Source organism: Methyloversatilis sp. MC4-4, from assembly GCF_049843555.1.
GTDB classification, from domain to species: Bacteria; Pseudomonadota; Gammaproteobacteria; order Burkholderiales; family Rhodocyclaceae; genus Methyloversatilis; species Methyloversatilis discipulorum_B.
Map to the genome: position 1 here is coordinate 541,898 of NZ_JBBHZK010000001.1, position 14,485 is coordinate 556,382.

Annotated in this window: 13 protein-coding genes; 7 read left to right on the plus strand and 6 right to left on the minus strand. The window is 67.5% G+C overall.

Annotation, left to right across the window (positions count from 1 at the left end; translation table 11 throughout):
* Positions 1-23 precede the first annotated feature (23 nt).
* A complete protein-coding gene (locus WDZ97_RS02515) occupies positions 24-425 on the minus strand; it encodes a winged helix-turn-helix domain-containing protein (RefSeq protein ID WP_304005338.1) in 402 nt (133 codons plus the stop codon).
* 104 nt (positions 426-529) lie between these two features.
* Between WDZ97_RS02515 and modA the strand changes: the two genes are divergently transcribed.
* From modA to WDZ97_RS02540, 5 genes are all read left to right on the plus strand, one after another.
* Positions 530-1,315, plus strand: a complete 786-nt coding sequence (gene modA / locus WDZ97_RS02520; RefSeq protein ID WP_425761697.1) for a molybdate ABC transporter substrate-binding protein — start codon at positions 530-532, stop codon at positions 1,313-1,315.
* A 39-nt stretch (positions 1,316-1,354) separates the two neighbouring features.
* Entirely contained in the window at positions 1,355-2,020 is a 666-nt protein-coding gene (gene modB / locus WDZ97_RS02525; RefSeq protein WP_425761698.1) for a molybdate ABC transporter permease subunit, read from the plus strand.
* Positions 2,017-3,168: an ABC transporter ATP-binding protein gene (locus WDZ97_RS02530; protein WP_425761699.1), complete on the plus strand. Its 1,152-nt coding sequence runs from the start codon at positions 2,017-2,019 to the stop codon at positions 3,166-3,168. Before modB ends, WDZ97_RS02530 begins: the two co-directional genes overlap by 4 nt.
* A 382-nt stretch (positions 3,169-3,550) precedes the next feature.
* Positions 3,551-4,369, plus strand: coding sequence for a DUF2189 domain-containing protein (locus WDZ97_RS02535; RefSeq protein ID WP_019917702.1), 819 nt, complete (start codon positions 3,551-3,553; stop codon positions 4,367-4,369).
* Between the two features lie 47 nt (positions 4,370-4,416).
* The gene (locus WDZ97_RS02540) at positions 4,417-4,626 is read left to right on the plus strand and encodes a DUF2788 domain-containing protein (protein ID WP_008058471.1); all 210 of its coding nucleotides are present in this window, start codon (positions 4,417-4,419) and stop codon (positions 4,624-4,626) included.
* Here WDZ97_RS02540 and WDZ97_RS02545 read toward each other — a convergent pair whose 3' ends face one another.
* Positions 4,627-5,589 (minus strand): methyltransferase domain-containing protein, encoded by a 963-nt coding sequence (locus tag WDZ97_RS02545; RefSeq protein ID WP_304006676.1) that lies wholly within the window; start codon positions 5,587-5,589, stop codon positions 4,627-4,629. It abuts the gene before it with no gap.
* A gap of 155 nt (positions 5,590-5,744) precedes the next feature.
* On the opposite strand from WDZ97_RS02545, the gene WDZ97_RS02550 reads away from it, so the two are divergent.
* Positions 5,745-8,270 carry a cation-translocating P-type ATPase gene (locus tag WDZ97_RS02550; RefSeq protein WP_425761700.1) on the plus strand — a complete coding sequence of 842 codons (2,526 nt, stop codon included), beginning with the start codon at positions 5,745-5,747 and terminating at the stop codon, positions 8,268-8,270.
* Positions 8,271-8,352: 82 nt separating this feature from the next.
* Here WDZ97_RS02550 and WDZ97_RS02555 read toward each other — a convergent pair whose 3' ends face one another.
* From WDZ97_RS02555 to WDZ97_RS02570, 4 genes are all read right to left on the minus strand, one after another.
* Positions 8,353-8,973, minus strand: a complete 621-nt coding sequence (locus WDZ97_RS02555) for a PEP-CTERM sorting domain-containing protein (protein WP_425761701.1) — start codon at positions 8,971-8,973, stop codon at positions 8,353-8,355.
* 73 nt (positions 8,974-9,046) lie between these two features.
* On the minus strand, positions 9,047-11,041 hold the full coding sequence (locus WDZ97_RS02560) for a PhoX family protein (protein WP_425761702.1): 1,995 nt from the start codon (positions 11,039-11,041) through the stop codon (positions 9,047-9,049).
* Positions 11,042-11,217: 176 nt separating this feature from the next.
* Complete coding sequence (gene can / locus WDZ97_RS02565; RefSeq protein ID WP_304006684.1) at positions 11,218-11,868, minus strand: carbonate dehydratase; 651 nt, start codon at positions 11,866-11,868, stop codon at positions 11,218-11,220.
* 100 nt (positions 11,869-11,968) lie between these two features.
* The gene (locus tag WDZ97_RS02570) at positions 11,969-12,463 is read right to left on the minus strand and encodes a BON domain-containing protein (protein ID WP_341928632.1); all 495 of its coding nucleotides are present in this window, start codon (positions 12,461-12,463) and stop codon (positions 11,969-11,971) included.
* 182 nt (positions 12,464-12,645) lie between these two features.
* Here WDZ97_RS02570 and WDZ97_RS02575 point away from each other — a divergent pair, with 182 nt between their 5' ends.
* Positions 12,646-14,421 (plus strand): M61 family metallopeptidase, encoded by a 1,776-nt coding sequence (locus WDZ97_RS02575; protein ID WP_425761703.1) that lies wholly within the window; start codon positions 12,646-12,648, stop codon positions 14,419-14,421.
* Positions 14,422-14,485: the final 64 nt, after the last annotated feature.

Sequence of the window (14,485 nt, forward strand, 5' to 3'; positions counted from 1 at the left end):
CTTGATACAGGCTGCCGTCGGGGTCAGAGGACCCCTTCCACAGAATCCGTCCCGGCATCGGGCCGGATCAGTGCCAGCAGTTCGGGCAGGCGGCGCGAGGCGGCGAGGCGGGCGTCCTCTTCGATCGCCCGGTAGAGCGCCAGCACCTGCTCTCCGGTGGCGGTCAGCCGGGCGCCACCGCCGGCCGAGCCGCCGCGCTGCTTGGTCACCAGCGGCTCGACGAAGTCCTTGTTCATCGCGTCGACCAGCGACCAGATGCGCTGATAGCTCATGCCCAGCCGGCGACCGGTTTCGGCCAGCGAGCCGGTCGTCGCGATGCCTTCGAGTACGTCGGCCTTGCCCGGACCGATCGCCACCGCGTGCTTGATCTGCACGCGAAACCGGGTGCTGTGTTCGAGGGTGGCGGGCGCTGCCTTGGTGTTCATCGCGGATCGAAGACGAAGGGAAATGCATCGAGCACGATACTCGTTATACTCACCGCGCGATATCCATACGGATATATATCGAGTCGACCGGAGGCGCGCCGTTCATGAGAGCTGTCTGCCTGATCCAACGCATCGCGCTGCTGTGTGTGCTGGCGTTTTCGCTGACAGCGCCGGTGCGGAGCGCCGAGCCGCCGACGGTCGCCGCGGCGTCCGACCTGAAGTTCGCGATCGAAGAGGTGGCGGCCCGCTTCGAACGCGAAACCGGCCAGCGGATGCGTCTGGTTTTCGGTTCATCCGGCAACTTCTTCTCGCAGATCCGGCAGGGCGCGCCCTTCCACCTGTTCATGTCGGCCGACGAGGATTTCGTGTTCCGGTTGGCCGATCAGGACCTGACGCAGGACCGCGGGCGGCTCTATGCCTATGGCCGCATCGGTCTGATCGTGCCGCGCGGATCGCCGTTGAAGGCCGACGGCGAACTGCGGGATCTGGCGCAGGCCCTGCGCGACGGGCGGCTGAAGAAGTTCGCCATCGCCAACCCCGAACACGCACCCTACGGCGCCCGTGCGAAGGAAGCGCTGCAGCACGCCGGCGTGTGGGCCGACATCGAACCGCGGCTGGTGCTGGGCGAGAACATTTCGCAGGCGGCCCAGTTCGCGACCTCGGGCGCGACCCAGGGCGGCATCATCGCGCTGTCGCTGGCGAAGGCGCCACAGGTGAGCGCGCTTGGCGACTTCGCGCTGATCCCGGAGAACTGGCATCGCCGGCTGGCGCAACGGATGGTGCTGCTGCGCGGCGCGCCGCCCGCTGCACGTGCCTTCTACGACTATCTCGCCACGCCGGCGGCGCAGGACATCATGCGTCGCCACGGCTTCGCGATGCCCGGCGAGTGAGCGGCGCTTCGGCGCCGACGCACTGACTAAGGACAGGTCATGGACTGGCAGGCATTCTCGCTGTCGATCGAACTGGCGGTGGTGACGTTGCTCGTGCTGCTGCCGCCCGGCGTGCTCACGGCGCGCTGGCTGGCGCGCACGCGCTTTTCCGCCAAGGCCTGGATCGAGGCTTTCGTCGTGCTGCCGCTGGTGCTGCCGCCCACGGTGCTGGGTTACTACCTGCTGGTGTCGCTGGGCGCCGGCTCGCCGTTCGGCGCCTGGATGCTCGAAACCTTCGACATCAGGATGACCTTCAATTTCGCCGGCCTGCTGATCGCCTCGCTGGTGTTCAACATTCCATTCATCGTGCAGCCGGTGCAGCGTGCCTTCGAAGCGATACCGGAGAATCTCGCCGAAGCCGCCGCGGTCTGCGGGTTGAGTGGCTGGCAGACCTTCTGGCGGGTCGAACTGCCGCTGGCCTGGCCGGGCATCCTGTCCGCCATGGTGCTTACCTTCGTTCACACGCTGGGCGAGTTCGGCGTGGTGCTGATGATGGGCGGCAGCATTCCGGGCGAGACCAAGACGGTGGCGATCGCGATATACGATCGCGTGCAGTCCTTCGACCTTGCCGGCGCCGACCGCATGGCGCTGCTGTTGCTGGCGCTGTCGCTCGGCGCGGTCGCGGCGTCCTTCTTCGCGTCGGCCAGACTGGCCGCCCGGCGATGAGTGGCGATCAACGCGCTGCCCGCGCACTGCGGGTCGATATCGCCCAGACCGAGCCGATGCCGCTGCACGGTCGCTTCGACTGCGCGGCTGGCGAGCTGCTGGCGCTGGTCGGTCCGTCGGGTGCCGGCAAGACGTCGATGCTGCGCGTGCTGGCCGGACTGATGCGGCCGCAGCGCGGTCGTATCGAGGTCGGCGCTGAGGTGTGGTGCGACAGCGAGCAGGGCGTCTTTCTGCCGCCGCAGCGTCGCCACGTCGGTCTGGTGTTCCAGAACTACGCACTGATGCCGCACCTCAGTGCCGTCGACAACGTTGCACTGGCCATGCTGCACCTGTCGCCCGGCGAGCGCGCAGCGCAGGCGCGGCGCTGGCTCGACCACGTCCACCTGTCGCAGGAACAGCAGCAGCGGCGACCCGCCGCCTTGTCCGGCGGCCAGCAGCAGCGCGTGGCGGTGGCGCGTGCGCTCGCTCGCGAACCGAAGCTGCTGCTGCTCGACGAACCGTTTTCCGCAGTCGACCAGATGAGCCGGCAGGGGCTCTACCGCTTGCTGGCCGATCTGCGCAGCGATCTCGACATTCCCATCCTGCTGGTGACGCACGATCTGAACGAAGCGCGTCTGCTGGCCGACCGCCTGGTGGTGATGGACGCCGGCACCGTGCTGCAGGAGGGGCCGCCCGAACACATCCACCGCGCACCGCGCAACGCGCGCGTGGCCGACCTCGTGGGCATGCACAACCGTTTCCAGGGGGTCTGGGTGGGGCCGTCGGGCCGGGCGGGCTGGGGCCTGCTGAAATGGGTGTCGGCGGCGGGCGGTGACAGCGGCGACATGCTGCTCGAGGTGCGCGACAAGGGAAAGATCAAGCCGGGCCAGCCGGTGAACTGGGTCGTACCGGGCGACGGCATCCTGCTCGGCGCCGACGGCAGCGGGCAGGAACTGGAGGCGACGGTGAGTGAGGCCCGCCACCTTGGCGAGATCACGCTGGCATCGCTGACGCTGGAGCGCAATCCGCAGATCAGTCTGCGCATCACGCTGGCCGGGCCGCAGCGCCGCCGCATCGGCAGCGGAGACCGGCTGGCACTGCGTCTGGACCCCGCGCTGGTCCATGTGATGCCCCTGCACCAGCGGCCACCGGGCCTGAGTCCGGATTAGTCGGTGGGCATGCCGGGTTGCCGATCGGCGCCGGGTTTTCTGTCAAGGTGGAGAGCGTTCAATCGCGATCAAGCTCGCTCCCACTGAAGCCTTGCGCGGGCGCGCACAGGACGCTCTCTTGTGGGAGCGAGCTTGATCGCGACGCAGCCGTGGGTGAGTCACCGTCTGTCGCCCTGTCTGCGCCTGCTTCCGGGACGAGAGCCTTTTTGCGCCGCACAAACCGAGGGCGAAGTACGCCCCGCGGCGGTGCGGATGCGACGCTTTGCTGCCGTTGCGACACGCTTTGCCCGATACTTGTGCGTCGGCCGGGTGCGCATGAGCTGCGTCAAGTTGCAGGAGTGCGGCGGCCGGCATACTCCGTGACGCATCGGGCAGGGCTGCAGTGGCCTTGCCGCGCGCGTCGGTGATCGATCCGGACAGACCGACCGACATGAACGACAGCCACGCCATCATCGAATCCCGCCGCTACACCACCCGTGCCGTACCGCTGAGCCGACCGCTGGACTGGCTGGTCGCCGGCTGTCGCGACTTCCTGCGCTGTCCGGGGCCCGGTCTGCTGCATGGCGCGGCCGTCGCGGTGTTCGGTGCGCTGCTGTGCTGGCAGATTCCCGACCAGTTCTGGCTGCTCAATGGCGCCTTCACCGGTTTCATGCTGGTCGCGCCGGTGGTGGCGACCGGTCTGTACGCGATCAGTCGCGCACTGGAGCGCGGGCAACCGGCGGGGCTGATGACGGCCGTGCATGCGTGGAAGCCGCGCGACAGCCGCATGGTGGTGTTCGGACTGCTGCTGGCGCTGGCCGGTACCGGCTGGGTGATGACCTCGGCTGCCCTGATATGGGCCTGTGCGCCGGCGCCGGTGGCCACGCCCGAGGATTTCCTGCGCCTGGTCGTGCTGGCGGAACAGGGCTGGCTGTTCGAGGCCTGGCTGGCGCTGGGCGGCCTGCTCGCCGCGCCGGTGTTCGCGTCCAGCGTGGTGGCGATTCCGCTGCTGCTCGATCGCGACATCGGGGTACTTGGCGCCGTGCTCACCAGCTGGCGCGTGGTGATGGAGAACCCAGCGCCGCTGGCGCTGTGGGGCGTGGCGATCGCCGGATTCACGCTGTTCGGCATGGCGACCGGGCTGGTCGGCATGCTGGTGGTGGTGCCGCTGCTGGGTCACGCCAGCTGGCACGCCTATCGCGATCTGGTGCGCGCCGCCTGAGCGCGCACCGATCTACTCATTGAATATTGCGGGAGCAGGTTTCACACATGGGCGGCATCACTGAAGAGCAATTTGCCGAGTTCGGGCTCACCTTCGGCGTCGCCGCCTTCATGCTCTACATGCTGTTCATCCTGCTGCAGCTCGCGCGCGAGTCGAAGGCCGGTCGCTTCGGCACCTTCGTCATCCTGATCGGCCTCGGCCTCGGCATGATGGGTTTCGTTGCCAAAGGCGTGATCAAGTGGATGCTCGGCGGCTGATCAGGCGCCCGTCGCGCAGACCCTCTCCCGTACCGTCGCGCGCATCGTGCGCGCCAGCGACTGCAGCGATCCGCCGGCGCGATAGTTGAAGCTCACGTGCAGCGTGTCGCCGGCTCGCGCCTCGACCGGCGTCGTCAGCGGCAGCACCAGGTAGTCGTTCAGCCAGTCCTGCGTCCGCCCCTGCGTACCGAGCAGCGCCAGGATGTTCTTGGTGATGAAGCGCAGCGCATTGACCGTACCGTCGGCAGTGATGGCGATGTCGCCCTTCCAGGCGATGTCGCGGCTGCAGGTCTGGTCGAAGTCCATCACGCCGTAGACCACCGGTGCGGCCAGCTCGGTTGCGCCCGGGTGTTCGGCGCCGACGCGCTGGAACTGGATGATGGGGGCGTTGAAGCCGTAGAAATCGAACACCTGGTGCAGCGGCTGCACCGCCATCAGCGCGGCAGTCGGCAGGAAGATCGGCAGGCGGTCGCCGAAGCGGGCGCGGTAGCGCGCCTTGAAGGCTTCGATCACGTCGACCTGCTTCTCGCGCAGCATGCCGACGTGGATCATTTCGCAGATGACCACGTCCACCGGTTCCGGCGGCAGGTATTCGAAAGCGTCGGCATGCACCACCTCGACCTTGTGACCATGCGCGTTCATCGCCAGCAGCCGGCGCGATTCGGCCACCATGTCCGGGTTGAATTCGACGCAGTACACCTTGCTCGCGTGCGCTGCGGCGAAGCAGGACAGCACGCCGGTGCCGCCGCCCAGTTCGAGCACGCGGGCGCCCTTGAACACGACTGCATCGATGGCCGCCTTGAAATTGCTCATGCGGTTGGTGTCGAGCAGCATGTTGTGGTGGTAGTGCAGGGGAATGAACTGTCCAAGATGGCTGGGCTCGTCGTCGGCGTCGCTCATCGGCAGGCTGGCGCCGGGCGCGGCCGGGCTACCGAGGTGGGCTGCGGTTTCCATCCGTGACATGGTTCTTCCTCTCGTGTGGTCGGTTAATGTTTGCCGCGCGCTGCCGGCAACTTCTGCCTTGAACATCCCGTTATTGCCGTTTGAACCGCCTTGCGGCGATCGCGCGAGGTTCATGGCAGCTTTCGTGCCAGACTTCGGCGAGAACTGAACAACGGATGCCGCGGATGAACGGGTCGAAGGAGCAGGCCGGGCTGAACGAAGCGGAGGTGGCTGCGCGCCGCACGCAGGACGGCTGGAACGAGATCGCCGCCGAGAAGCCGCACACGCTGATCGCCACGGTCTTGGAGGTGGTGCGGGAGCCGATGTTCCTGCTGCTGCTGGGCGCCGGCGCCATCTATCTGCTGATGGGCGACGCGCACGAAGCGCTGGTGCTGCTCGGCTTCGTCGTGCTCATCATCGGCGTCACGGTCTTTCAGGAACGGCGCACCGAGCACGCGCTGGCTGCGCTGCGCGACCTGTCGAGTCCGCGCGCGCTGGTGATGCGCGACGGCGCAGTAAAGCGCATCGCCGGGCGCGAGGTGGTGCGCGGCGATCTGCTGCTGCTGACCGAGGGCGACCGCGTGCCGGCCGATGGCGTGCTGCTGAGCGCCAACGATCTGGCGGTCGATGAATCCATGCTGACCGGAGAATCGGTGCCGGTCGGCAAACTGCCGGTCGACGGTGGCGAACCGCTGCGCGTGTTCTCCGGCACGCTGGTCGTGCGCGGTCGCGGCACGGTCGAGGTGACGGCAATCGGCGAGGCCACCGAGCTGGGGCGCATCGGCAAGTCGCTGGCGGACACCGTCAGCGGTGTCTCGCCACTGCAGCGCGAACTCGGGCTGCTGGCGCGCCGGCTGGCGGTGATCGGCATCGTGCTGTGCGCGCTGCTCGCCGTGTCCTACGCGACGCTGCGCGGCGGCTGGCTCGACGGCGTGCTGTATGGCATCACGCTGGCGATGAGCATCCTGCCGCAGGAATTTCCGGTCATCCTGATCGTGTTCCTCGCCTTCGGCGCACGCCGCATCGCCGCCCGACGCGTGCTGACGCGCCGGCTGTCGGCGATCGAAACGCTGGGCCAGACCACCGTGCTGTGTACCGACAAGACGGGCACGCTCACCCGCAACCGGATGGAAGTCGCCGCGCTTGCTGTCGATGGTGAGGTGCTGGCGCTGGATGGCGGCGCACGCCTGGAGGAACTGCCTGAAACCTATCACCGCCTGCTTGAATACGCGGTGCTGGCGAGCGAGGCCGATCCGCACGATCCGATGGAGCAGGCCTTCCTGCGGCTGGCCGGCGACTATCTGGCGAACACCGAACACCTGCATCCTGACTGGGCGCTGGCCCGCGAATACGAACTGTCGCCCGACCTGCTGGCGATGACTCACCTGTGGCAGGCGCCGGATCGGCGCGATGGCGAGGTGGCCGCCAAGGGTGCGCCCGAGGCCATCATCGACCTTTGCCATCTGTCGGCGGATGCCGCCGCGCTGGTGATGGCGCGCGCCGGCGATCTGGCCGACCGTGGCCTGCGCGTGCTGGCGGTGGCTCATGCGGCGCACCCGCAAGGCGCCGGCGTGCCGGACATCCAGCACGATTTCGAATTCCGCTTCATCGGCCTGATCGGGCTGGCCGATCCGCTGCGTCCGGAGGTGCCGGCGGCGGTCGCCGAGTGCCGCGCGGCCGGTGTGCGTGTGGTCATGATTACCGGCGATCATCCGCGCACCGCCGGCGCGATCGCGGCACAGGCCGGCATCGACGGCGGGCGTGTGCTGACCGGCCCGGATCTGGCGGCGATGGACGAGGGGACATTTGCCGATGCGGTCGCCGGCTGCTGCGTGTTCGCGCGCGTCAGCCCGCAGCAGAAGCTGGCCATCGTCGAGGCACTGAAGGCGCGCGGCGACATCGTCGCCATGACCGGCGACGGCGTGAATGACGCACCGGCGCTGAAATCCGCGCATATCGGCATCGCCATGGGCAAGCGCGGCACCGACGTCGCGCGCGAGGCGGCCGCGCTGGTACTGGTGGAGGATGATTTTGCCGCCATTGTCGACGCGATACGGCTGGGCCGGCGCATCTTCCGCAACCTGCGCCACGCGATGACCTACACGCTCGCGGTGCACGTGCCCATCATCGCGCTGGTGGCCGCGCCGGTGCTCTTCGGCTGGCCGGTACTGCTGGCGCCGGTGCACATCGCCTTCCTCGAGCTGGTGATCGACCCGACCTGTTCCATCGTGTTCGAGGCGGACGAGGCCGGCGACGCACTGATGCGCGAGCCGCCGCGACCGCGCGGCGCCGTGTTGCTGCCACCCTCGCGCATTGCGACCAGCCTGCTCTACGGCGCCATCGTGTCGGCCGCGCTGGTGGCATTCGATGTCTGGGCACTCGATGCCGGCGTCGCGGCCGACGAGGTCCGCACGCTGGTGTTCGTTGCGCTGGTGGCGAGCGGCATCGCGCTCATCTTCACCGCCCGCGCGTCGGCCGCTGACCCGAGTGGGCTCGGGCACGGCACCGCGGTCGCGCGCTGGGTGATCGGCGGCACGCTGCTCGCGCTGCTGCTGGTCACCACGGTGCCCTGGCTGGCGGCACAGTTCTCCTTTGCCGTGGTCGCGCCCGCAGCGTGGCTGAGCGCCTGCGCGCTCGGACTGGCAACGCTGCTGCCGCTGCTCGCCGCACGTGGGCTTCTACACGCGCGTGCGGTGGCATGACCGCGGGCATCCGCCGGACGAAAAAAATGCCCGACCAGCGGTCGGGCATCAAGGACATGCGTGTGACAGGGTCGTGCGGTAATCAGGTGCGACGGCGTGCAGCCATGCCGATCAGGCCGAGGCCGGCCAGCAGCATCGCGTAGGTTTCGGGTTCCGGCACCGGGGCGGCGACCGCCAGATTGTCGAGCACCACGCCGTTGCCCTTGAACGAGATCGAGCGGATGTCGGCCACGTCGCGCGTGATGCCGACGAACTGACCTTCGTTGTAGCCGAGCTCGTCGGTATCGATCGCCAGCGTGTAAGTTTCGATGATCTGGTTATTGTCGCCGTAGGCGGACACCACGACCGAGAACGGGAAGAAGTCGGCTGCAAAATGATTCAGCAGCGCGCCGGCACCCGACGTCAGTTCGGCAAAGGTGAAGCGCAGTTCGCCGATGGCACCGCCTGCAACGAAGGGCGTGTCGGCGCCCCAGATGCCATTGCTGCCGAGGTCACGGATGAAGGCACCCAGTTCCGATCCTTCGTCGCCGGTGAAGATGACGCCGGGGGCGACCGTCTCGGGACCGGTGGTCAGGAAGCCGTCGTAGTCGTTGAAGTCGACAACGATGGCGTTGCCGATGTCGGCAGCGTCATTGGTCAGCGCGGCGTGGGCCGGCAGTGCGGCGGCGAAGGCCAGCGCCAGAGCGGCGAGTTTCAGTTTCATGATGAATCCTTTACGGAGGTTTCGTTGATGGAGGCGACGCTACGCCGCCTCCATGACGCCGATGTGAAGACGGTCAGGTACCGATCACGCCGCCGTCGTCCTTGGTGATGACGACCGTGGCCGAGCGCGGCTTGGCGACGCCGTTGGCGCTCTGCGTGGTCGGGCCGTTGAAGCCGCTGTCCGGCCAGGTGCTGCGAGAGGTGAAGCTGCCGCTCCAGCCTTCGCCCGGGTGCTGGATGTTGACGAACATCGTCTTGTTGTCCGGCGTGGTGACCACACCGGTCACTTCGCAGCGGATCGGGCTGGTCAGGAAGCGGGTGATCTGGCGGGTGGCCGGGTCGGCGCAGAACATCGCGTTGCCGCCGATGTTGGCGTAGTTGCCGGTGGCGTCGCCGGCCTGGTCGGTCTGGATCCACAGGCGACCGTCGGAATCGAACCACAGGCCGTCCGGCGAGCCCAGGTCGTCACCGATGATGTTGCCCTGACGCTGCGGATTGGCGCTCAGCTTGTCGCCGCACTCGACGAAGATTTCCCACTGGAAGCCGGTGGCGCGCACGTCGCCGCCGTTCTCGTTGAAGCGGATGATGTGGCCGTACACGTTCTGCGGACGCGGGTTCGCGGCGTCGGTCGTGCTGCGGCCGCTGTTGTTGGTCAGCGTGAAATAGACCTCGCGCGTGGTCGGATGCACGGCGACCCATTCCGGACGGTCCATCTTGGTCGCACCGACGACGTCGCCGGCCTGACGGCACATGATGACCACGTCGCCCTGGTTGTTGAAGCCGTTGGCCGGCATCAGGCCGTTCTGGCCGAACACCAGCGGCAGCCACTGACCCGTACCGTCGGCGTTGAACTTCGCCACGTACAGCGTGCCGTGGTCCAGCATGTCGCGGTTGGCGGCACGGTTCTTCGTGTTCAGCTTGTTGGCGCAGACGAACTTGTAGACGTAGTCGTTCGCTTCGTCGTCGCCCATGTAGAAGGCGACGCTGTTGTCGCTGCCGACCGCGGCGATGGCCGACTCGTGCTTGAAGCGGCCCAGCGCGGTGCGCTTGACCGGCACCGAGTTCGGGTTCCACGGGTCGATCTCGACGATCCAGCCGTGACGGTTCGGTTCGTTCGGGTTGTCGCGGAAGTCGAAGCGCGCGTCGGCTTCGTGCCAGCGGTAGCCGAAGCCGGCCTGGCTCATGCCGTAGCGAGTTTCGTGCGCGGTGCGCGGCTGTGCGGCCAGCTTGGCGGCCGTGGTGCCGAAATAGCCGTTGAAGTTCTCTTCGCAGGTGAGGTAGGTGCCCCAGGGCGTGTAGCCGTGTGCGCAGTTGTTCAGCGTGCCGAGCACGGTGGTGCCCGTCGGGTCGGCGGCGGTCTTGACCATGGCGTGACCGGCGGCCGGGCCGCTGAGCTTACAGGGCGTGGCACCGGTAACGCGGCGGGCGAAGGCGCTCGGACGCTGCACCTTGAACTCACCGCCGATCTTGCGTGCTTCGATCACGCTGACGCCGTGAGCGGCGAGCTGCGCATCGACCATCGGCTTGGTGATCACGTCGGTGGCGTAGGTCAGCGTGTTGCAGACCAGGCCCGGATCGACGTATTCGTGGTTCGACACCAGCAGACCGCGGTCGTTGGCGATGCCGCCGGCACCGGCCGCCGGGAAGGGGAAGAAGTGCATGCCGTCGTTGTGCGCGCCCCAGGTCGTCAGCTGGCGCTCGGCGGTCATCGCGGTGGCGGGATCCCAGTGCGTGTTGGCGTGCGGGCCGGTCTTGCCGATCGCGTCGCCCCAGGCGATGAATACCTTGGCGGTGTATCCGGCCGGCACGGTGATGCCGTCGGTCATCGGTGCCACGTTGGCCGGCACGCCGGTGAAACCGATGCCGCCATTGGTCGGCGACGGGCTCGGCACATAGCCGGCAGCCAGCGCCTCGAGGCTGAAGCCGCCCATCGAGGCCAGCACGGCGGTGCCGATCGAGCCCTTCATGAAGTTGCGGCGGCCGTTGAATTCGGCGATCACGTCGCGAATGGTTTCATTCGACGACGGGTTGATCGACTCGGTGTTGTCGGGGTGGAACTGGGAAGACATGAAGACTCCTCGCTGACGTGTTCGTGGGGGAAGTCCACGACGGCGCAGCACGCGCCGGTCGGACGCGCGAAGTCTGGGATGCGTGTTTGACAGGGAAAAGAATGACGGCGGTCTGGCGATAGTCCGTTCGGACTATCGCCAGCCGGGGCGCCCGGCGGCCGCCGGGCGTGGGCAGATCAGGTGAGGGAGCTCAGCGCGAGGTCGTAGGCGCCCGCCAGTTCGGCTTCGCTGCCGGCTTCCATGCGCAGGTTGCGCACCAGGCCGTCCTTCAGGCCGTAGATCCAGCCGTGCACACGCACGTCCTGGCCGCGCGCCCAGGCTTCGCGGACGACCGTGGTTTCGCAGACGTTCATCGCCTGCTCGATCACGTTCAGCTCGCACAGCCGGTCTTCCTGCAGTTCGCCGGCGCCGACCGCTTCGAGCAGACCGCGGTGCTTGTTGCGCACGTCCTGCACGTTGCGCAGCCAGTTGTCGATCAGACCGAAACGCATGTCGTGCAGTGCGGCGCGCACGCCGCCGCAGCCGTAGTGACCGACCACCAGGATGTGCTTCACCTTGAGCACATCGACGGCGTACTGCATGACCGACAGACAGTTCAGGTCGGTCTGCACCACCACGTTGGCGACATTGCGGTGTACGAACACTTCACCCGGAATCAGACCGACGATCTGGTTGGCCGGCACCCGGCTGTCGGAACAGCCGATCCACAGATATTCAGGCGCCTGCAGCGTGGCCAGCCGCTCGAAGAACTGCGGGTCGTCGGCACGCATGCGTTCGGCCCAGCGGCGGTTTGCTTCGAATAGTTGATCAGTTTTCTTCAGTGTCATGGTGTCCTCGCATCAGGCGGGATTATATCTTTCCCGCCCTCGCGAGGCGCCATCAGCCGCCGCGACGGATCACGGCGGATCACTGTGCTGCGCGGCGGGATCAGCCGGCGGTGACAACGAGCCGGTTGTCGATGCCGGTCACGCCCTTGACCGAGGCCGCCAGTTCGGCGGCACGGGCACGCGCCGCTTCGGTCGGCGCCGGGCCGCTCAGCGTCACCTTGCCGTCGGTGGTATCGACGTCGATCTTCAGCGCGCTCAGATCGGGGTCGCCGGCGAGGCGTGCGGCGACGTTGGCGGTGATCGTCGCGTCGTCGATCTTTTCCCCCATGCGCTCCGCGGCTGACTCGACGGAGGTTTTGGCGTCGGCCGCCGCGGCCTCGGCCCGGGCCTGCGCGTTGTCGAGCGAGCCTTCGGCCTTGGCGCCCATTTCGTCAGCCTTCTTTTCGGTCTGCGAGATGGCGGAATCGAGCTTCTGGCCGACGGTCGCGTTGTCGGTGGATTCGCCGCAGGCGGCCAGCGTCAGCGCCAGTGCAGTGGCGGTGGCCAGGCGGACGGCAGGCTTCAGCAGCGTGGATCGGGTGGCGGTAATCTGCATGGCAGTTCTCCTGTTGCGATGAAGAGGATGGCGTTCAGCCATGACGAAACTCTAGTTGCTCGTGACGCGCCGGCCTGTCGGTGACGTGGTCGGGTGCTGTAGGACGATGCGGACCGCGCCCGCTGACCCAGGCAGCCGGCGCTGTGGTCAAATCGCGGCTGTCCAAACGCCAGAACGCCGACATGAGCGCCGTCCGCTACCGCATCACGCCCATCCATCCCGAAGCCCATCTGTTCGAGGTCGAACTCGACATCGACAAGCCGGCGGCCGACGGCCAGCTGCTGTCATTGCCTGCCTGGATACCCGGCAGCTACATGATCCGCGAGTTCGCCCGCCACATCGTGCGCATCGACGCGCGCGACGGCGTGCGCGCGGTGCCGCTGACCAAGCTGGACAAGCACACCTGGCGTGCCGCACCGTGCGACGGCGCGCTGCGCGTGCGCTACGAGGTGTATGCGTGGGACCTGTCGGTGCGCGCCGCTCACCTCGACACGACGCACGGTTTCTTCAACGGCAGCAGCGTGTTCCTGATGGTGCATGGCTGCGAACAGCAGCCCTGCGAGATCGACATCCGTCCTCCGGCCGGTCGCGCCTACAAGGAATGGCGCGTCGCGACGACGCTGCCCGAGGCCGGCGGCCGCAGCGGCGCCAAGCGTCACGGATTCGGCGTGTACCGGGCGGCGAACTACGACGAATTGATCGACCACCCGGTCGAGATGGGCAGCTTCGCGCTGTACGAATTCAAGGCCTGCGGCGTGCCGCACGAGGTGGTGGTGACCGGCCGGCACGACATCGACGCCGCACGGCTGTGCGCCGACCTGAAGCGTGTCTGCGAGTGGCAGATCCGGCTGTTCGGCGAACCGGCGCCCTTCGAGCGCTATGTCTTCCTCGTGATGGCGGTCGGCGACGGCTACGGCGGACTCGAGCACCGCTCCAGCACCGCGCTGCTGTGCTCGCGCAACGACCTGCCGGCGCCCGGCGCCGCCGCGATGAGCGATGCCTACCGCGGCTTCCTCGGTCTGTGCAGCCACGAGTACTTCCATTCCTGGAACGTGAAACGCATCAAGCCAGCCGCCTTCGTGCCCTACGACCTCAGGGTCGAGAACTACACGCGGCTGCTGTGGGCTTTCGAAGGTTTCACTTCCTACTACGACGATCTGGCGCTGGTGCGCTCAGGCGTCATCACGCAGGACGACTACCTGAAGCTGCTCGGCAAGACCGTGACCCAGGTGATGCGCGGCAGCGGTCGGCTCAAGCAGAGCGTGGCCGACTCGTCCTTCGATGCCTGGATCAAGTACTACCGCCAGGACGAGAACGCGCCGAACGCCATCGTCAGTTACTACGCCAAGGGCGCGCTGGTGGCGCTGGCGCTGGATCTCACGCTGCGCAGCAAGAGCCGCGGCGCGGTGTCGCTGGACGACGTGATGCGCAGGCTCTGGGCCGATCACGGACTGAGTGGGCAGGGCGTGCCGGAAGATGGCATACGCCGCGCGGCCGAAGCGGTCAGCGGCATGAAGCTCAAGCGCTTTTTCGACGAGGCGACCGAGGGCACGGATGATCTGTCGCTGGACAGGCTGCTGCACGCGGTCGGTCTCGACCTCGCGTTCGAAGCCGCCGGCAGCACGCCGGTGCTCGGCGTGAAGACCACGAACGACGGCGACAACGTGAAGCTCACGCAGGTGCTGGACCACGGCGCCGCCCAGCGCGCCGGGCTGTCGGCCGGCGACGTGCTGGTCGCGCTGGACAATCTGCGCATCACGGCCAGCTCGCTCGACACGCTGCTCAAGCGTCGCAATGCCGGCGACGAGGTGAAGATCCACGCCTTCCGGCGCGACGAACTGATGAAGTTCCGCGTGCGGCTCGACGCGCCGCCGGTCGATCAGGCGAAGATCGGCCCCGCGGTACGCGCCAGTGCGGCGGCGAAGGAACTGCTGAAGCAGTGGCTGGGACGCGGTTGAGGCGCCGCCCACCGGGGAAATACGTCAAACCTTTGATCTGAGCCTGCGCCAAGATCTTGTGGGA

What these genes read in the sequence shown, in the direction of transcription:
- WDZ97_RS02515 (WP_304005338.1), bottom strand. Translation starts at nt 425, where the DNA reads ATGAACACCAAGGCAGCGCCCGCCACCCTCGAACACAGCACCCGGTTT.
- modA (WP_425761697.1), top strand. Translation starts at nt 530, where the DNA reads ATGAGAGCTGTCTGCCTGATCCAACGCATCGCGCTGCTGTGTGTGCTG.
- modB (WP_425761698.1), top strand. Translation starts at nt 1,355, where the DNA reads ATGGACTGGCAGGCATTCTCGCTGTCGATCGAACTGGCGGTGGTGACG.
- WDZ97_RS02530 (WP_425761699.1), top strand. Translation starts at nt 2,017, where the DNA reads ATGAGTGGCGATCAACGCGCTGCCCGCGCACTGCGGGTCGATATCGCC.
- WDZ97_RS02540 (WP_008058471.1), top strand. Translation starts at nt 4,417, where the DNA reads ATGGGCGGCATCACTGAAGAGCAATTTGCCGAGTTCGGGCTCACCTTC.
- WDZ97_RS02545 (WP_304006676.1), bottom strand. Translation starts at nt 5,589, where the DNA reads ATGTCACGGATGGAAACCGCAGCCCACCTCGGTAGCCCGGCCGCGCCC.
- WDZ97_RS02550 (WP_425761700.1), top strand. Translation starts at nt 5,745, where the DNA reads ATGCCGCGGATGAACGGGTCGAAGGAGCAGGCCGGGCTGAACGAAGCG.
- WDZ97_RS02555 (WP_425761701.1), bottom strand. Translation starts at nt 8,973, where the DNA reads ATGAAACTGAAACTCGCCGCTCTGGCGCTGGCCTTCGCCGCCGCACTG.
- WDZ97_RS02560 (WP_425761702.1), bottom strand. Translation starts at nt 11,041, where the DNA reads ATGTCTTCCCAGTTCCACCCCGACAACACCGAGTCGATCAACCCGTCG.
- can (WP_304006684.1), bottom strand. Translation starts at nt 11,868, where the DNA reads ATGACACTGAAGAAAACTGATCAACTATTCGAAGCAAACCGCCGCTGG.
- WDZ97_RS02570 (WP_341928632.1), bottom strand. Translation starts at nt 12,463, where the DNA reads ATGCAGATTACCGCCACCCGATCCACGCTGCTGAAGCCTGCCGTCCGC.
- WDZ97_RS02575 (WP_425761703.1), top strand. Translation starts at nt 12,646, where the DNA reads ATGAGCGCCGTCCGCTACCGCATCACGCCCATCCATCCCGAAGCCCAT.